The sequence below is a fragment of the Vibrio sp. 9-16B-A1 genome, from assembly GCF_056726165.1.
Genome location: NZ_JBSDZD010000008.1, coordinates 160,695 through 176,836 on the forward strand (window position 1 = coordinate 160,695; position 16,142 = coordinate 176,836).

The window sequence follows — 16,142 nt, forward strand, 5'->3', positions numbered from 1 at the left end:
GGCTCAGCTTCCGAATTTTACTCTTGGGTCGACAAGGGCAACACATATATCTGACAGGATGTTGCCGAACATAAGCAGCAGCGATGACATCGCCAGTATTCCCATTACTACCGGATAGTCGCGTTCGATAATTGACTCGTAGCCAAGCAGGCCTATTCCGTCGATATTGAACACCACTTCGATAAGAAAAGAGCCTGCGACAAATACAGAGACGACGTTACCCAGGTGGCTGGCGATTGGGATCAGGCTGTTACGCAGTGCGTGTTTGCGTACAGCCTGTCTGAATGGCAGCCCTTTGGCGATGGCGGTTTTGACGTAGTCAGCGGCCAGATTTTCCAGCAGATTGTTTTTCATCGTCATAGTCAGGATCGCAAAGTCACCGATGACATAACAGATTAAGGGAAGGGCAGCATGCGAGAACAAGTCGGCGATCTTCTCAGGGAAAAGCAGATCATCAAAGTCGTCACTGACGAAGTCACCCATAGGAAACCAGTCGAGATGAAAAGCGAAGAAAGAGAGCAGAAAAACCCCGACCACATAGTTGGGCAGGGCGTAACCGACAAACACCATCACTGAGCTGGCATTATCAAATTTTGAGCCGTGCTTTATCGCTTTGAGGATCCCGAGCGGGATGGACACCAGGTAGCTGATCAAGAATGTCATCAGACCGTAGAACAGCGATACCGGCAGGCGCTCTTTAATCATCCCCCATACCGGCTCGTAGTAGCGGGTCGACTCGCCCAGGTTAAACTGAACCAGTTTTCCCAGCCACTCTCCGTAGGCTTCAAAGATCGGCTTGTCGAGGCCGTAGAAGGCGTTGAGCTCGGCAATCTGTTCGTCAGACAGGGTCTGCGAGCTGTGTTGGTTAGCACCGCCACTTTCCATTGACTGGGATTGCATCTGAGCGATCATCCGCTCAACCGGTCCGCCCGGTACAAAGCGGGTCAGGGCGAAAACCAGCAGGGTCACGCCGATAAAAGTAGGCACGATAAGCAGTAATCGGCGGCTGAAATAGGCAAACAAGGTATGCTCCTTAACATCCGGTATGTGCTGTCGGTTTGTGTAAACCACTCTTTAAGCTATCTACGCTTATAAATGGGCTCTGCCTGCGCAGCAGCAGGCAAAGCCAGATATAGCGTGATAAGCCGGATACGGCGTATCCGGTTTTGGTTAGTTACAAGACAGGCAACTGTTCAAGAGCGTATCGGTACTGTATGTACTCACGGGTACTCCACAGCCAGATCACTTCAGGGTCTATATCGTAGATCTCCGCCTGATCCGGTCTGGTCTTAAGCTCTTCTGCTATGTTCATCGCATAAATGTCAGCGCTGCTCAGAACTGCTTCCAGGTACTCAGGGTCGTCATCCTTGTAGTTTCGGATAGCATTCCAGGCTGCGCGCAGGCTCTCCTTTTTATGACAGCGATCGCTGCCGCTGGTCAGTGAGTAACACTCTTTCTCTTTATTCTCGGTAAACTTGGCCGGAGAGAAAATTGTGCCCCTGAACAGAGAGTCAAAGTATGGCGTTTCCTTCAGCAGGTTGACTGCTTCGGTATCACGCAGCATAAAGATGGTGAAATCATCCGAGCTTCTGATGCCGTAAGTTTTCAGGTTCTGCTTGGTGCTGGAGTGAGCGCCTTCCAGCTTCGCCAGCAGGTCCTGTTTGCCATTAATCAGTAGTGCTTTTTCAGCCATATTGATCCCCAGTCGGTTCCTGCGGGTTACCGCATACATCTTCGCCTTAAGGCTGAACTCGTACCCGCCGGTCATATCGAGGTCGGAGCCGGGGCGATTCAGAGTCAGGGCATCGATCAGGTGTTGAGAACTGTCTGACAGGCCATATTCGCGTGACCAGCCAAACGTCACGATATTCTTCAGCAAAGCAGAAAACACTGGCGTGACAGTTTGCTGTGACAGCTCGAAATAGGATTTCAATCCGTACAGATAAGGAGGTACGTCTATCGCCTGGCGTATATCCGGACGGTATGGCTTGACGGTTTTCTTACGTTCCCCATTTTTATCGACAAAGATAGGTGCCGGGTAAGCGTTATACCCAAAGCCCAGGTGTCCCAGGTAGGACTGTACTTTTTGCGGTGTGCCCTGTGTACCGCTGCGAGGGTCGGAAACATCAAGCAGTGCGATATTAGATTTGTCGCGGCTGGTCCGAGTATCACCACGTTTTACCAGCATGTGCGCAGCCAGAAGTTTATCCGGCCAGATACCAAGCAGGTCAACCGCATTGGCAGAAGACTGATGAGGGTTGTTAGCCCGCATATTGGCATAAGAGCGACCGTCGCGGGTTTCAGACAAAACTTCGATCTTATCGTAGCCGCGTTCCATTGCTGCTACCAGATCGGAGTCAAAACAGGAACGCGGTAGATCGGTTTTATCCTGAATTCCAGGGCCGTAAGAGCTCCACAGGTCAGACAGAGGAACAAACCGGTAGATCGGAGTGCTGTTTGATGGGGTGACTTTCAGCTCACAGACTTTATCCGGTGTACTCATTACTTCTACAAAGAAGTTTGCAGCTTCAAGCGCAGCGTCAAAAGTGTCACAGACCGTTTTGGCGCCGGCAGGGAGGTTGCTCCGGGTATAAGTGCGTGTACAGTTGTCGGTGTAGAAGTTGGCAACGTTCTGGCCATAACTGTCTTCCGCACCACGAAGCTGTGCCAGCTGGTAGTCGATCTCGCCCAAATCCTCTACTACCTGCCGGATTTCATTGAACTGATTCCAGCGGGCACTGGCGTAACTGTTCAAATGGAAGTCATAGAAACTAGCGCGGCCGTCACGACGGTTTACCAGGTCATAGTTATCACGGTACTTCTGGATCCGGAAACGGGTCAGCTCAAGAATATTGGTACCTTCATCAAAGCGGTTACAGATAGTGGTACTTCTGACGTTTTCATCGGTACAGAAGTTATACGCTTTAAGGCTGCCTGAACCACTGGCTTTCAACTCATCCTTTAATTGTTCCAGTGTGCCTGTAGGGTAGGCCAGAGGCGAGGTTTGCAGAACCTGGTCTTGTTTGTTCAGGCTGACCAGCTCGGTTTTTTCTGGTTCGCCATTTGATGCCGGAACATTTACTTCAACCTGACGCTGGTAACCAAATCTCAGTGCGGCAATATCGTACTTACCATAGGTCGGCAACTCATCAAAGATAGAGGCGCCGTAATCCATAATTGAGCTGTAGGCCGGTACTTTGCTATAGCCAAATTTAGCCACTTCATCATGATGGTAGAAATTGGCCTTATCCACTGAACCCATAAAGTTATGGCGCAGGCCCAGGTTGTGGCCAAACTCGTGCACCAGAGTTGACTTAAACATATGCTCGGTAATTGCGTCACTGACCTGCTTCTGCTGGTCTGCGCTGAGTTGATCCCACGGCTTAAGTTTACGGTTGGCTTTGTCTGCATAGTCAGCAGCGCTGCTGTCCAGGTCGCTGTTGTCAAAGTAGCCTCCGGCCAGGTAATCAATACCTTTTACCAGCCCTTTTGACTTGGTGCTGACCCACATAAACTCAGCAGCATACATATTCTGCTCTGCCATTTTTTTAAACATCTGCTGGCGCTGGGCGACCATTTTACTGAAGCTGTTGGCATCCTGTTGTTCAGGAGAAAGCCACTGAGTTTTACCATTAGTGGTTTGAGGCTCGTACTGTACTTCAGCGTATTCAGTTGGCGTGCTGTGGCTTGTCAGTGCTGCAGTAACAGCGGGTGCTTCGAGAGCTGTTGTAACGGCTGTTGGTGCAGCGGCATTATCATCTGAGCTGCTTGCCGGAATAAAGTTATCCGGACGCTCGATCTCGCCACGGTTATAGTATTTGGTCAGCTCATTCCACATTCTGCGCGAAGTTGAGCGGATAACTCCGGCATACTGGTTTACGTGTGCGTGAACGATTTCACCGGTCAGTGGGTTGGTCGCTGAAGGGCCGTAGCCCAGCAGACCGTTGTCAACCGGGTCGGTGATAAGGTTCAGAACGTTATAACGCAGGTCGCCGGTATGGATGCCTTTGGCTTCCGTTTTGTTTTTTATCACGATTTCCGGAACGCCGGTCCCTTCCAGAGTTTGGTTTATCTGATCAATGGTCTCAAGGGTAATATCCAGGTAGAATTTGTTCTCTGGCTTGAAGTAGCTGTCGCTCAGATAGTACTCGATCTTTTTCAGAGGATTGAAGCGATGCAGCAGGTTGAACTTCTGTCCCTGCAGGCCTGCTTCCCCTGTGGCTGAGCGCTGGGTTTTCTCTGATTTAAAGAAGCCAAAGCGTGAAGAATCCCGGCCCGGGTAGTAGACGGTTTGGTAGTCAGGGCTTGCCAGTTTGTCCAGTTTAACCAGAGAGTAGAAAAAACGGGTTTTAAAAGACAGGTCTTCAAGTTCGCTGCCAAACTGGTACTGGTCTTCTGCACTGGCGGTAAAGGTACGCTCAACTTCCACGTTGATGGTGCCGCTTGCCGGGTTATATTCCCAGTGTGTAACACGCGGATCAGCTGTTTCGGTGACGTTATCTGCAGTCCACCAGGCGTCAACCGTATCGACGGCCAGAGATGCGATGCCGGAGTAATCCGGGGTAAAGTGGGTGGTGTTTTCCCAGTTCAGGTCTGCGTCGGTATTGAGCTCTTCCTTGTTGGTACACTCATCGTAGTCGTTTTCTGCGCAGCGGTACTGCTGGAATTCACCCGGAATTTTCAGAACCGGTGCCTGGTTGATTACATTAGCGTAGCGGCTCTCTTCCCCAGGTCTGATTGTGTCGCGGTCGACTTCTTCGGCCACGATGCCATTTTTCTTGTCAAAACGCAGTTTAACCAGTTTAGGTGTACCCTGGAAGAAGCCACGCTGGGTCGCCGCGTAGCGCGGAGTCGCACCCGTTGACGGCATGTATAGCCAGAGCGATTCTGTGTCGAGAGAGCTTTTGGTGATTTGTTCTGCTGCGCGGGGCAAAGCATCGTAGCTTCTTTCCTCCGCACCACAGCCAGCAAGTGCGATGCCTATCATGGCTGCAAGCGCTAATTTCTTATACATGTTGTGCTTACCTTTTATTCTTTAATTACAGGTCGTAGGTCAGGGTGACGTAGTAGGTCGGCTTCTTCAGGTCAAAAAAGCTGCTGAGCGGATTTGGCCCACGGTCAGGGTCGTAGTAGCTCGCGCTGTTTGTCATACCCAGTGCCACAGTGAACTGTTCGGCGAACAGGTATCCGACTTCGGCCGAATGAGTCAGTTTTGGGGAGTAACTGTTGTTGCGGTAACTCCAGGACTTAGAGCTGACGAAGTTGGTGCTGATAAACCACTTCTCGGCTGAGTAGCCAACAGCAAACAGATTACTGAGGCGGTACGCTTCAAGTGGATGAGCGCCGGCGGTAGTGTATTGATGGAAGTTTTTTCTCAGTCTGATGGAGTCGCTGATGGAAAGACCTTCCAACAGGCTATTCAGAGCCAGAGAAAACTTAATATCGCCACGCACAGCGGTCTGAAGGTCGGTTTTTTTTGAAAACTCTGATAGTGGAATAAGCGCACGGCCGCTGACTGACATCGAGATGTTGTCAGTTGGTTCCCAGAGATTGCTTCTGGTTGCGGTCAGCCAGGCGTCATCCCAGTAGTCTCCGCGCTCACCGTCGTAACTGTGACGGCCGGATATCAGCGCAGATAACAAGGTGTGCTCACTTAATGAATAAGAAATGGTTGCGGAGGCCGCTAGGTTGCGGTCTGCCAGATAACTGCCACTATCATAGGCGTTTCTGCTGTAGTCAATTCCAATTGACAGCCCCCACTGTTTTTCAGAGGAAGGAGGTGGTTGAACTTGTTCCTGCGCAAAAATCCCTGTCGACAGCAAAGCAGGTATCATGGCATAGAGTGTCAAATGCTTCATGACTTGCCTTGTTCCCTGTAATTAAACTCATTACGGCACTCCGTATGGCCGAATGAAAGTTGTGTCTGTAGTTATGATTTGAGGAGCAAATATTAATCGACCAGCCAGATGCAAGAAATCGCAATGATTAAAGTATCACCAGGTTATCCGCCGGGTACTGAATAATGAAACTGTGGTCTGACCAGGGTTCTTTACTTCATACTGTTGGTGATACAGGAGTCAGAGATATGTACCGGTATATGGTTAAGCTGTGGTTTCTATAGCTGCCCATCAGGCTATTTAGCAAATTTATTGTTAATTTGTGGTTTGAATATTAGTGAGATTAAATATAAGAGCAGGGAAGCCCTGGTTTGACAGTGTTTCTTGGAAGGCGTTATGGCGGCTTTTAGGTATGCAGGTAGCAGTCTATAGTTAGACTCCACTTTGCGTTCTGAAACTGCAGTATTGCTTTTGAAGCCGGGAAACTGAAGTACCCAAAACGAAAAAGCCTGATGGATTTCTCCATCAGGCTTTCAGAAAAGTGGTGGCCCCTCCCAGACTTGAACTGGGGACCAATCGATTATGAGTCGACTGCTCTAACCACTGAGCTAAGGGGCCAATAGGTGGAAGATTATAGGGGAAGGGGCATAGGCTGTCCAGACGCCAGGTGGCTGATTTGCGCTCACTTTTCAGCCAAACAGTTCTCCGGATACAAAAAAGGTGAGCCGGGGCTCACCTTTTATAACCAAACTGGTTATTACTCATCCAAGAAGCTGCGCAGGGTTTCTGAGCGGCTAGGGTGGCGAAGCTTACGCAGCGCCTTGGCTTCGATCTGACGGATACGCTCACGGGTAACGTCAAACTGCTTGCCCACCTCTTCCAGGGTGTGGTCGGTGTTCATGTCGATACCGAAACGCATACGCAGAACTTTCGCTTCACGTGGCGTCAGGCCAGCCAGAACTTCTTTGGTTGCACCACGCAGGCTGGTTGCCGTTGCAGAGTCCAGAGGCAGTTCCAGAGTGGTATCTTCGATAAAGTCGCCCAGATGCGAATCTTCATCATCACCGATCGGAGTTTCCATTGAGATTGGCTCTTTGGCGATCTTCAGTACCTTGCGGATTTTGTCCTCAGGCATCTGCATGCGCTCAGCCAGCTCTTCCGGCAGTGGTTCACGGCCCATCTCCTGAAGCATCTGACGTGAGATGCGGTTCAGTTTGTTGATGGTCTCGATCATATGCACCGGAATACGGATAGTACGGGCCTGGTCCGCGATAGAGCGGGTGATAGCCTGACGGATCCACCAGGTTGCGTAGGTCGAGAACTTGTAACCACGACGGTATTCGAACTTGTCTACCGCTTTCATCAGACCGATGTTACCTTCCTGGATCAGATCCAGGAACTGCAGACCACGGTTGGTGTATTTCTTCGCGATAGAGATAACCAGACGCAGGTTCGCCTCAACCATCTCTTTCTTCGCACGGCGGGCTTTCGCTTCACCGATAGACATACGACGGCTGATGTCCTTGATGCTTTGTACCGGAAGAGAAGTTTCTTCTTCGATAGCGCTCAGCTTCTGGATGCTGCGGCGGATGTCTTCTTCTTTAGCTTTGATCTTTTCTGCGTATGGTTTGTCAGAGGCAAGTACCTCGTCCAGCCATGCTTCAGAAGATTCGTTGCCGGTAAACAGAGCGATGAACGATTTCTTCGGCATCTTGCCCTGCTCAACACAGGCACGCATGATCAGGCGCTCCTGAGTACGAACGCGTTCCATAGAAGTACGCAGCTCGTTGACCAGGTAGTCAAACTGTTTAGGGATCAGACGGAACTGCTGGAATACTTCCATCAGTGTACCCGCTGCATCGCTGTCCTGAGCGGCGTCGTGGCCTTTCTCATTCACGATCAGCTGAAGGTCCTGGTATGCGTTACGAAGCTCAGAAAATTTCTCAGCAGCGAACTCAGGGTCGATACCGGTATCTTCTTCGGTCTCTTCCTCTTCGCTTTCTTCTTTCTCTTCGTCACCGTCCAGGTCGCCGTCTTCGTCGGCCAGTTCGGTTTCAGACAGTTCAGAACCGATGTGCGTTGCCGTCGGTGCTGCAGTCTCTTCATCATCCGGGTCAACGAAACCTGAGATCAGGTCGGTCAGGCGCAGTTCTTCGGCCTGAACTTTGTCAAACTGTTCCAGGATGTATGAGATAGTACCCGGGTATTCGGCAACGGCGCACTGAACCTGGTTGATACCATCTTCGATGCGTTTTGCGATGTCGATTTCGCCTTCACGCGTCAGCAGCTCAACGGTACCCATTTCACGCATGTACATGCGAACCGGGTCAGTGGTGCGGCCAATTTCACTTTCTACGCTTGAAAGTGCTGCCGCTGCAGCTTCTGCTGCGTCTTCGTCTGCCAGGGTTTCGCTCATCATCAGATCATCAGCGTCTGGCGCTGTCTCAACGACCTGGATACCCATGTCATTGATCATCTGAATGATGTCTTCTACCTGTTCTGAATCGACGATTTCTTGTGGCAGGTGGTCATTTACTTCGGCGTAGGTCAGATAGCCCTGCTCTTTGCCTTTTGCGACAAGTAGCTTTAGCTGTGACTGCGGATTTTGATCCATAGACGATATCCAACTTGAGGTCTGGTGATGAATTTAGTTTTGCGAAATGCAAACCGCCAATTTTAACAAATATATTTTATGCTGACTATGTGTTCTTTGCGTAGAAATTCGACAATTTGTGATGGCTCTTACGCTTTCAAATCCAGCATCAGGGCTTGTAATTCCCTTTTCTCGTCGGCGCTCAGGCCGATGCTTCTGTCTTTCGCTAGCAGCGATTCAATTTGTTTTTCAACGCACTGGCCCAAAATGTTGTCCAGTGAGTCGAGGAATACTTCTTCAAGGCTGTCTTCTTCAGGGGCCGGGACTTCCCAGGCGGCCAGGCGTGACAACATGCCTGCATTTTGAGTGTCCCGCCACTGCTCCAGCAGCAGGCCTGTGCTTATATTGGGATTGCTGCGGCACTTATCAAGTACTTCAGTAAATAAACTTAATCCTGGCAGCGGAATGTGACGAACGCCTGAAAGGTCAGGGACCAGTTCAGCAAAGGCCGGATGCTGCAGCAGCAGGGCGATCACTTCCCGCATCGGGGTGCGTTTTATCTCTTTGTGCGGCCTGGGTGCTGATTCTGCTTTGGCGTCTTTTGAGACCAGGCTCTGCAGCTGCGCTTCGTCAAATATACCGATACGCTGGCCGAGCAGCTTACGTAATTGTAGCCGCAATGAGCTGGTTGGTACTTTATTTATCAGCGGTGCCGCCATAGAGGCCAGTTTGGCTTTGCCTTCCTCATTGCCGGTATCGACCTGAGCCAGCAGGCCGTTAAACAGAAATTCGGACAGCGGCGTCGCTTCGGCTACCTGCTGTTCAAACGCTTCTTTGCCATATTTGCGGATATAGGTATCCGGGTCTTCGCCATCAGGCAAAAACATAAACTTCAGGGTGTTACCGTCTTTGAGGTAACCGAGCGCATTTTCCATCGCCCGCCATGCGGCTTCCCGTCCGGCGTTATCGCCGTCGTAGCAGCACACCACGGTGCTGGTCTGACGAAACAGCATCTGCAGGTGGTCACCTGTGGTCGAGGTACCCAGTGAGGCGACTGAGTAATCCACGCCGTACTGCGCCAGCGCGACTACGTCCATATAACCTTCCACGACCAGAACCTGAGGCGGTTCGCGGTAGGCCTGCATCACTTCATAAAGGCCGTACAGCTCTTTACCTTTATGGAATACCGGGGTTTCCGGTGAGTTAAGGTATTTGGGAGTACCGTCACCCAGCACCCGTCCGCCAAAGCCGATAACCCGGCCACGGCGGTCGCGGATAGGGAACATCACCCGGCCACGGAAACGGTCGTAGCGGTTGCCGTTGTCGTTGGCAATCAGCATGCCGCCGCTGAGCAGCATCTCCTGCGCCTGTGGAGACTGGCCGAAGTTTTTACGCACCTGGTCCCATTCGTCCGGCACGTAACCGATACCAAATTTTTGCACGATTTCGCCGGACAGACCGCGCTGCTTGAGGTAGTCAATCGCCGTTTTACCCGCTGACTGTTTCAGCTGGCCACGGTAGAAGTTGGCGATGCTGCCGAGCATGTCATACAGGCTGCGTTTTTGTTGGGTGTTAGCCTGCGGGCGTGAGCCGGATTGACCGGAGCCCGGGCGGGTCTGCTCTCTCGGGACTTCCAGCCCCAGAAAAGACGCGAGTTCTTCAATCGCTTCGACAAACTCCAGCCGTTCGTACTCCATTAGAAAATCGATGGCGTTACCGTGCACACCACAGCCGAAGCAGTGGTAGAACTGTTTTTCCTGGCTGACGCTGAAAGAGGGGGTTTTCTCATTATGGAACGGACAGCAGGCACTGTAGTTTTTGCCTTTCTTTTTCAGTTTCACTCTGGCGTCGATGATGTCGACGATATCGAGCCTGGCGAGCAGGTCATCAATAAAGGAGCGGGGTATGATTCCGGCCATAATTCCTGTTGCGTGTGTAGTCGGGAGCGAGATGATTTCCGGCTTGCGGATACAAACAAGCCGCGCATTCCAGAGGATAGCACGGCTTGCTGCAAAAGGGTCTGGGAATTAAGCCAGTTTAGCGCGAACTAAACCACTTACTTTACCCATATCTGCACGCCCCTGAATCTGTGGTTTCAGAACGCCCATTACCTTACCCATGTCCTGCATGCCCGCGGCACCGGATTCAGTAATTGCAGCATCAATCAGAGCAGCAACTTCTTCTTCGGTCAGCGGTTGAGGCATAAATTCCTCAAGTACGGTAATTTCTGCTTTCTCCACGTCTGCCAGGTCCTGACGACCGGCTGATTCGTATTGAGCGACAGAGTCGCGACGTTGTTTGACCATTTTGGTCAGCACAGCAAGAATGTCGTCGTCGCCCAGAGTGATCTGTTCGTCAACTTCACGTTGCTTGATTGCTGAAAGAGCCAAACGAATAGTGCCAAGGCGCGCTTTGTCCCTGGCTTTCATCGCTGATTTTTGCTCTTCTTTGAGTTGTTCAATCAGAGCCATCACTAAATTCCTTTTATCAGGGCTTAGTGATTAGTACAGGCGAACGCGACGTGCGTTTTCGCGAGCCAGCTTCTTAGCGTGACGCTTTTGAGCTGCTGCTTTAGCGCGTTTGCGAACGGTAGTTGGTTTCTCGTAGTGCTCACGACGACGCACTTCAGAAAGGATACCTGCTTTTTCGCAAGAGCGCTTGAAACGACGCAGTGCTACGTCGAACGGTTCGTTTTCACGTACTTTAACTACTGGCATATGCCTTTCACCTCAGGGGTTATTCGTTAATGCTGGCTCCCAACATGCCGTTCATTTAGTGAACGGTGTTTAACCAGCTTGATCAAAAATGGTGCGGAATTTTAATCCGATCACACTCCCTTTGTAAAGCATTATCGCAGCCAGAACTGGTTAATTTTTTTCCGTGAGGGTAAACTGGCGCCAATTTTGAGCCAGGACTGAAAACGTAATGCGCATTTTAGGTATTGAAACCTCGTGTGATGAAACCGGGGTTGCTGTCTACGACGACGAGCAGGGGCTGCTCTCTCATCAACTCTACAGCCAGGTGAAGCTGCATGCGGACTATGGTGGCGTGGTACCTGAGCTGGCATCCCGCGACCATGTAAAGAAGACCATTCCTCTTATTAAAGCAGCGATGGCAGACGCCGGCCTGACGCCAAAGGACATCGATGGTATCGCTTATACCGCGGGCCCGGGCTTGGTTGGCGCACTGCTGGTGGGAGCCACGATTGGCCGCAGTCTGGCATACGCCTGGAACGTACCGGCGGTGCCGGTTCACCACATGGAAGGTCACCTGCTGGCCCCTATGCTGGAAGATAATCCGCCACCATTCCCGTTTGTGGCGCTGCTGGTTTCCGGCGGTCACACCATGCTGGTGGAAGTAAAAGGCATTGGTGAGTACCAGATCCTGGGTGAATCCATTGACGATGCAGCCGGTGAAGCGTTCGATAAAACCGCCAAGCTGATGGGGCTTGACTATCCGGGTGGTCCGCTGCTGTCACGTCTGGCAGAAAAAGGCACGCCGGGCCGCTTTAAGTTCCCGCGCCCAATGACTGATCGCCCGGGACTGGACATGAGCTTTTCCGGTCTGAAGACGTTTGCGGCTAATACTATCGCTGCTAACGATAAAGACGAGCAGACCCGTGCGGATATCGCATACGCTTTCCAGGAAGCGGTATGTGCCACCCTGGTGATCAAGTGTAAACGTGCGCTTGAGCAGACCGGGATGAAACGTATTGTGATTGCCGGCGGTGTAAGTGCCAACAAACAGTTGCGTGCCGATCTTGAAGCACTGGCGAAGAAAGTCGGCGGTGAGGTTTACTACCCGCGTACCGAGTTCTGTACCGACAACGGCGCGATGATTGCCCTGGCGGGTATGCAGCGTCTGAAAAACCAGGAAACGGTGGATCTGTCCGTAGAGGCGCGTCCGCGCTGGCCGATCGATCAGCTGAAACCGCTGAAGTAACAAGAAGCCCTTAAGAACAACGCCTCCGTCTCCGGGGGCGTTTTTGTATCGGTTAAACAGAGAGGTGTTCAGCGTGAAGAGGCGCTGCGGTCACCGACTTTCGGTTCGGTGCCGTCAAACAGGCGGCGGATATTCTGATGATGCCGCAGGATAATAAGGCAGCAGAGCATGGAGACCGGCAGAGTAAACTCAGGCCGTATCCACCAGGTGTACAGCGGGGCCAGTAACGCAGTGATCATTGCGGCAAAAGAGGAGTAGCGGGTCAGCGCGACCACAATCAGCCAGGTACCCATCAGCATGCCGGTCAGGTCCAGTCCCATCGGGGCCATAGCGCCGAGCGCAGTAGCCACGCCTTTCCCGCCCTGAAAGTGAAAGAACAGCGGGTACATATGACCAAGGCAGGCAGCAATAGCAATGATGCCGAGAAGCACATCATCGACTTTCAGATACCAGCCAAGCCAGACCGGAATGGTGCCTTTGAGCATATCGCAAAGCAGGACCAGCGCAGCAGCCAGTTTGGAGCCGCTGCGCAGCACATTGGTGGCGCCGGGATTATTCGAGCCTGTGGTGCGGGGATCGCGCAGACGAAACAACCGGCAGATCAGTACCGCGCTGGAGATCGAGCCCAGCAGATAGGCGGCAATGATCATTATGAGTGCGGTGGCAGACATGGCTTTCCCTGGCTTGAGGATAATTGCTTGATATATTCGCAACAAATTCTGTTATATTTTACGGGTTTTTAGTCCGGATGGGTATCCGACCTGTCACACAAACTGGGGAAAATCAATGGCGCTGGACACGGTGTTTATAGAGCAGCTGGAAGTGATCACCACAATTGGTGTTTACGACTGGGAGCAGGAAATCAAACAAAAACTGGTTCTTGATATCGAAATGGCGCACGACAACCGCCCTGCGGGCAAGAGTGATGACGTGGCTGACGCGCTGGATTATGCGCAGGTCAGCCAGGCTGTGATTGAGCATATTGAGACCGGTCGTTTTCTGCTGGTAGAGCGGGTTGCTGAAGAGATTGCAGAACTGATTAAGCAGCGCTTTGGTGTAGCCTGGATTCGTATTCGTCTGACCAAGCCAGGCGCAGTGCCTCAGGCGCGTGGTGTAGGCGTGGTGATTGAGCGGGGCAACCGATGATCACCGTTTATATCGGCGTGGGTTCGAACATAGAACGTGCCCGTCACGTTCGCGCCGGTATTGAAGAGCTCTCGCTGCTTGGCGAGCAGCTCAGGGTATCTACGGTATACGAGTGTCCGTCACTGGGTTTTGACAGCAATCCGTTTTACAACCTGGTGGTGGAGCTGAAAACCGCGTTGAGCCTCGAAGAGCTGGGCTGCCGTCTGCGTGAGGCGGAGATTAAGTGGGGCCGGTCGCACGATGCGCAGAAACTGCAGGACCGCACTCTGGATCTCGATATCCTGCTTTATGGTGAGCTTGTCTCAGATGCCAGACCCAAACTGCCGCGGGACGATATTTTCAAATTTCCCTTTGTTATCCAGCCCCTTTATGAGCTGTGTCCTGAGCGGATTATCCCGGCCGACGGCCGCAGTGTGGCAAGCATCTGGCGTCAGCTCAGTGAGTGCCCTGAAATGGATTTTGCAGCCCTTCGGGCAGCAGAGATTGAATTGTAAAAGTGAATCTGTCTGATGAGTTATTTTGAAGCCTTTATGCTGGCCCTTATTCAGGGCCTGACCGAGTTTTTGCCGATTTCCAGCTCGGCGCACCTGATCCTGCCATCGGCAATCCTTGGCTGGGAAGACCAGGGTCTGGCCTTTGACGTGGCCGTACACGTCGGTACCCTGATGGCGGTAGTGATTTATTTCCGCCACGAAGTAATCACCCTGTTTGGTGCCCTGTTTGGCTCCATGTTTAAAGGGGATCGCAGCAAAGAAGCCAAACTGGCGTGGATGATCGTACTGGCGACCATTCCTGCCTGTCTGTTTGGCCTGTTTATGAAAGATATCATCGAGATCTACCTGCGCAGCCCGTGGGTGATCGCGACCACCACTGTGGTGTTTGCCCTGCTGCTGTGGTGGGTGGATGTCAAAGCCCCATTGCGTGATGATGAGTATGAGGCCGATACCAGAAAATCGATTTTCATCGGTATCGCTCAGGCGCTGGCAATGATCCCGGGTACTTCCCGCTCTGGCGCGACCATTACCGCGGCGCTGTATCTTGGCTTTACCCGTGAAGCGGCGGCCCGTTTCTCGTTCCTGATGTCGATTCCGATCATCGCCCTTGCCGGTGGTTACCTGGGCCTGAAACTGGTCACCAGCGGTGAGCCGGTTCAGGTGGGCTTCCTGCTGACCGGCATCGTGACGTCATTTATCGCTGCGTATATCTGTATCCACTACTTCCTTAAGCTGATCTCACGCATGGGCATGCTGCCGTTTGTGATCTACCGTCTGGCGCTGGGTTTTGGTCTGTTCGCCTGGCTGATGATGGCGTAAGCGCTCTTAAGTGATTACTCTTTCAGAGTCGCAGCCACCGCTGCGGCTCTTCTTTTATCCAGCTCTTCACGGATAGCCTGGCCTTTAAAGCCGTCGCTGACCACCTCTTTGACTTCCACCTTAAGTGCCGCCAGATATGCCTGTTCAAAGCGGACCTTGGCCGGGAAAGGGCTTTGCTCATGTCCCTTGCGTCCCAGATGATCGGCCTGGCTTGCGAGCAGTAACTGCTCCAGCCGGTAAGGCTTGCGCCACACGTCGATACGGTTAAACAGTTTAATAAAAGTCGCTGGCTTGAGTTCGTCTGCGCGGTGAACATTAGAGTGTTCGGTGCACACCACAATGGCGGCGTCGCGGTATTCGTTAGGGATGCGCACCCTCTGGCAAAGCTCGCGGACAAGGCGCTGGCCGGTATGGCCGTGCATTTTATGACTGGGCCACTCTTCTTTGGGGGTGATGCCTTTACCAAGGTCGTGTACCTGGGCGCAAAAGCGGATCACCGTATCGTCACTGAGCCTGGCTGACTGCTCTGCAACCATCAGGGTATGGATACCGGTGTCGATTTCCGGGTGCCACTGCTCCGGCTGTGGAACACCAAACAGACAGTCCAGCTCCGGCAGAACAATTTTCAGCGCGCCGCACTCGCGCAGTACTTCAAGAAATACCGCCGGGTTATCGCAGCTGAGGGATTTATGCCATTCCTGCCATACCCGCTCCGGCGTCAGGTGTTCAAGCTCGCCGCTTTCGCTCATCTGGCGCATCAGTGCCATGGTTTCATCGGCGACTTCAAAGCCAAACGGTGCCAGTTTTGCCGCAAAGCGGGCCACGCGCAGTACCCTCAGCGGATCTTCTACAAAAGCGTCCGATACATGGCGAAGTTTGCGCAGCTCAAGGTCCTTCTGACCGCCGTAGGGGTCGGTGAGTCTGCCGTCTTCGGCCTGTGCGATGGCGTTGATGGTGAGATCCCGCCTGGAGAGGTCTTCTTCCAGTGTCACATCCGGCGCAAAGTAACATTCAAAGCCGGTATAACCATGGCCGCTTTTACGCTCGGTGCGGGCCAGGGCGTACTCTTCGTGAGTCTTTGGGTGCAGAAACACAGGAAAGTCTTTACCTACGGCCTGATAGCCTTGTTTAAGCATCTGCTCCGGTGTTGCGCCGACCACTACCCAGTCACGGTCACTGACCGTCAGGCCGAGCAGGCGGTCACGGACTGCACCTCCGACAAGATACGCTCCGGGTTTTTGAAGGTTATTTGAATGGGGCACTTTACATTCCGTTGGGCAATGGTAACTTGCCAGAATCTTAGCGAAGAGA

The 16,142-nt window shown here is 52.3% G+C and carries 13 protein-coding genes and 1 tRNA gene; 4 read left to right on the forward strand and 10 right to left on the reverse strand.

Annotation, left to right across the window (positions count from 1 at the left end):
* Window positions 1-3 precede the first annotated feature (3 nt).
* The 8 genes from ACVB80_RS14475 to rpsU all read right to left on the reverse strand — a co-directional run bounded on the left by ACVB80_RS14475 (window position 4) and on the right by rpsU (window position 11,147).
* On the reverse strand, window positions 4-1,023 hold the full coding sequence (locus ACVB80_RS14475) for an ABC transporter permease subunit (RefSeq protein WP_481081997.1): 1,020 nt from the start codon (window positions 1,021-1,023) through the stop codon (window positions 4-6).
* Window positions 1,024-1,174: 151 nt separating this feature from the next.
* Window positions 1,175-5,014 carry a zinc-dependent metalloprotease gene (locus ACVB80_RS14480; protein WP_481081998.1) on the reverse strand — a complete coding sequence of 1,280 codons (3,840 nt, stop codon included), beginning with the start codon at window positions 5,012-5,014 and terminating at the stop codon, window positions 1,175-1,177.
* A 25-nt stretch (window positions 5,015-5,039) separates the two neighbouring features.
* Window positions 5,040-5,858, reverse strand: coding sequence for a hypothetical protein (locus tag ACVB80_RS14485; RefSeq protein WP_481081999.1), 819 nt, complete (start codon window positions 5,856-5,858; stop codon window positions 5,040-5,042).
* A gap of 521 nt (window positions 5,859-6,379) precedes the next feature.
* Window positions 6,380-6,455: transfer RNA gene (locus tag ACVB80_RS14490), tRNA-Ile, on the reverse strand.
* 139 nt (window positions 6,456-6,594) lie between these two features.
* Window positions 6,595-8,451 (reverse strand): RNA polymerase sigma factor RpoD, encoded by a 1,857-nt coding sequence (rpoD, locus tag ACVB80_RS14495; RefSeq protein WP_481082000.1) that lies wholly within the window; start codon window positions 8,449-8,451, stop codon window positions 6,595-6,597.
* A 128-nt stretch (window positions 8,452-8,579) separates the two neighbouring features.
* On the reverse strand, window positions 8,580-10,349 hold the full coding sequence (gene dnaG, locus ACVB80_RS14500) for a DNA primase (RefSeq protein ID WP_481082001.1): 1,770 nt from the start codon (window positions 10,347-10,349) through the stop codon (window positions 8,580-8,582).
* 108 nt (window positions 10,350-10,457) lie between these two features.
* Window positions 10,458-10,901 carry a GatB/YqeY domain-containing protein gene (locus tag ACVB80_RS14505; RefSeq protein WP_481082002.1) on the reverse strand — a complete coding sequence of 148 codons (444 nt, stop codon included), beginning with the start codon at window positions 10,899-10,901 and terminating at the stop codon, window positions 10,458-10,460.
* Window positions 10,902-10,931: 30 nt separating this feature from the next.
* The gene (rpsU, locus tag ACVB80_RS14510) at window positions 10,932-11,147 is read right to left on the reverse strand and encodes a 30S ribosomal protein S21 (RefSeq protein ID WP_001145625.1); all 216 of its coding nucleotides are present in this window, start codon (window positions 11,145-11,147) and stop codon (window positions 10,932-10,934) included.
* 208 nt (window positions 11,148-11,355) lie between these two features.
* Here rpsU and tsaD point away from each other — a divergent pair, with 208 nt between their 5' ends.
* Window positions 11,356-12,372, forward strand: a complete 1,017-nt coding sequence (tsaD, locus tag ACVB80_RS14515) for a tRNA (adenosine(37)-N6)-threonylcarbamoyltransferase complex transferase subunit TsaD (protein ID WP_481082003.1) — start codon at window positions 11,356-11,358, stop codon at window positions 12,370-12,372.
* A gap of 68 nt (window positions 12,373-12,440) precedes the next feature.
* Here the strand turns inward: tsaD and plsY are convergent, their stop codons facing one another.
* Window positions 12,441-13,043 (reverse strand): glycerol-3-phosphate 1-O-acyltransferase PlsY, encoded by a 603-nt coding sequence (gene plsY, locus ACVB80_RS14520; RefSeq protein ID WP_481082004.1) that lies wholly within the window; start codon window positions 13,041-13,043, stop codon window positions 12,441-12,443.
* A 121-nt stretch (window positions 13,044-13,164) separates the two neighbouring features.
* Here plsY and folB point away from each other — a divergent pair, with 121 nt between their 5' ends.
* Genes folB through ACVB80_RS14535 form a run of 3 tightly spaced genes read left to right on the forward strand, consistent with a single transcriptional unit; the run spans window position 13,165 to window position 14,831 of the window.
* A complete protein-coding gene (gene folB, locus ACVB80_RS14525) occupies window positions 13,165-13,518 on the forward strand; it encodes a bifunctional dihydroneopterin aldolase/7,8-dihydroneopterin epimerase (protein ID WP_481082071.1) in 354 nt (117 codons plus the stop codon).
* Window positions 13,515-14,012, forward strand: coding sequence for a 2-amino-4-hydroxy-6-hydroxymethyldihydropteridine diphosphokinase (folK, locus tag ACVB80_RS14530; protein ID WP_481082005.1), 498 nt, complete (start codon window positions 13,515-13,517; stop codon window positions 14,010-14,012). The genes folB and folK overlap by 4 nt, the downstream gene beginning before the upstream one ends.
* A gap of 15 nt (window positions 14,013-14,027) precedes the next feature.
* A complete protein-coding gene (locus ACVB80_RS14535; RefSeq protein ID WP_481082006.1) occupies window positions 14,028-14,831 on the forward strand; it encodes an undecaprenyl-diphosphate phosphatase in 804 nt (267 codons plus the stop codon).
* A gap of 14 nt (window positions 14,832-14,845) precedes the next feature.
* Here the strand turns inward: ACVB80_RS14535 and ACVB80_RS14540 are convergent, their stop codons facing one another.
* A complete protein-coding gene (locus ACVB80_RS14540; RefSeq protein WP_481082007.1) occupies window positions 14,846-16,093 on the reverse strand; it encodes a multifunctional CCA addition/repair protein in 1,248 nt (415 codons plus the stop codon).
* Window positions 16,094-16,142: the final 49 nt, after the last annotated feature.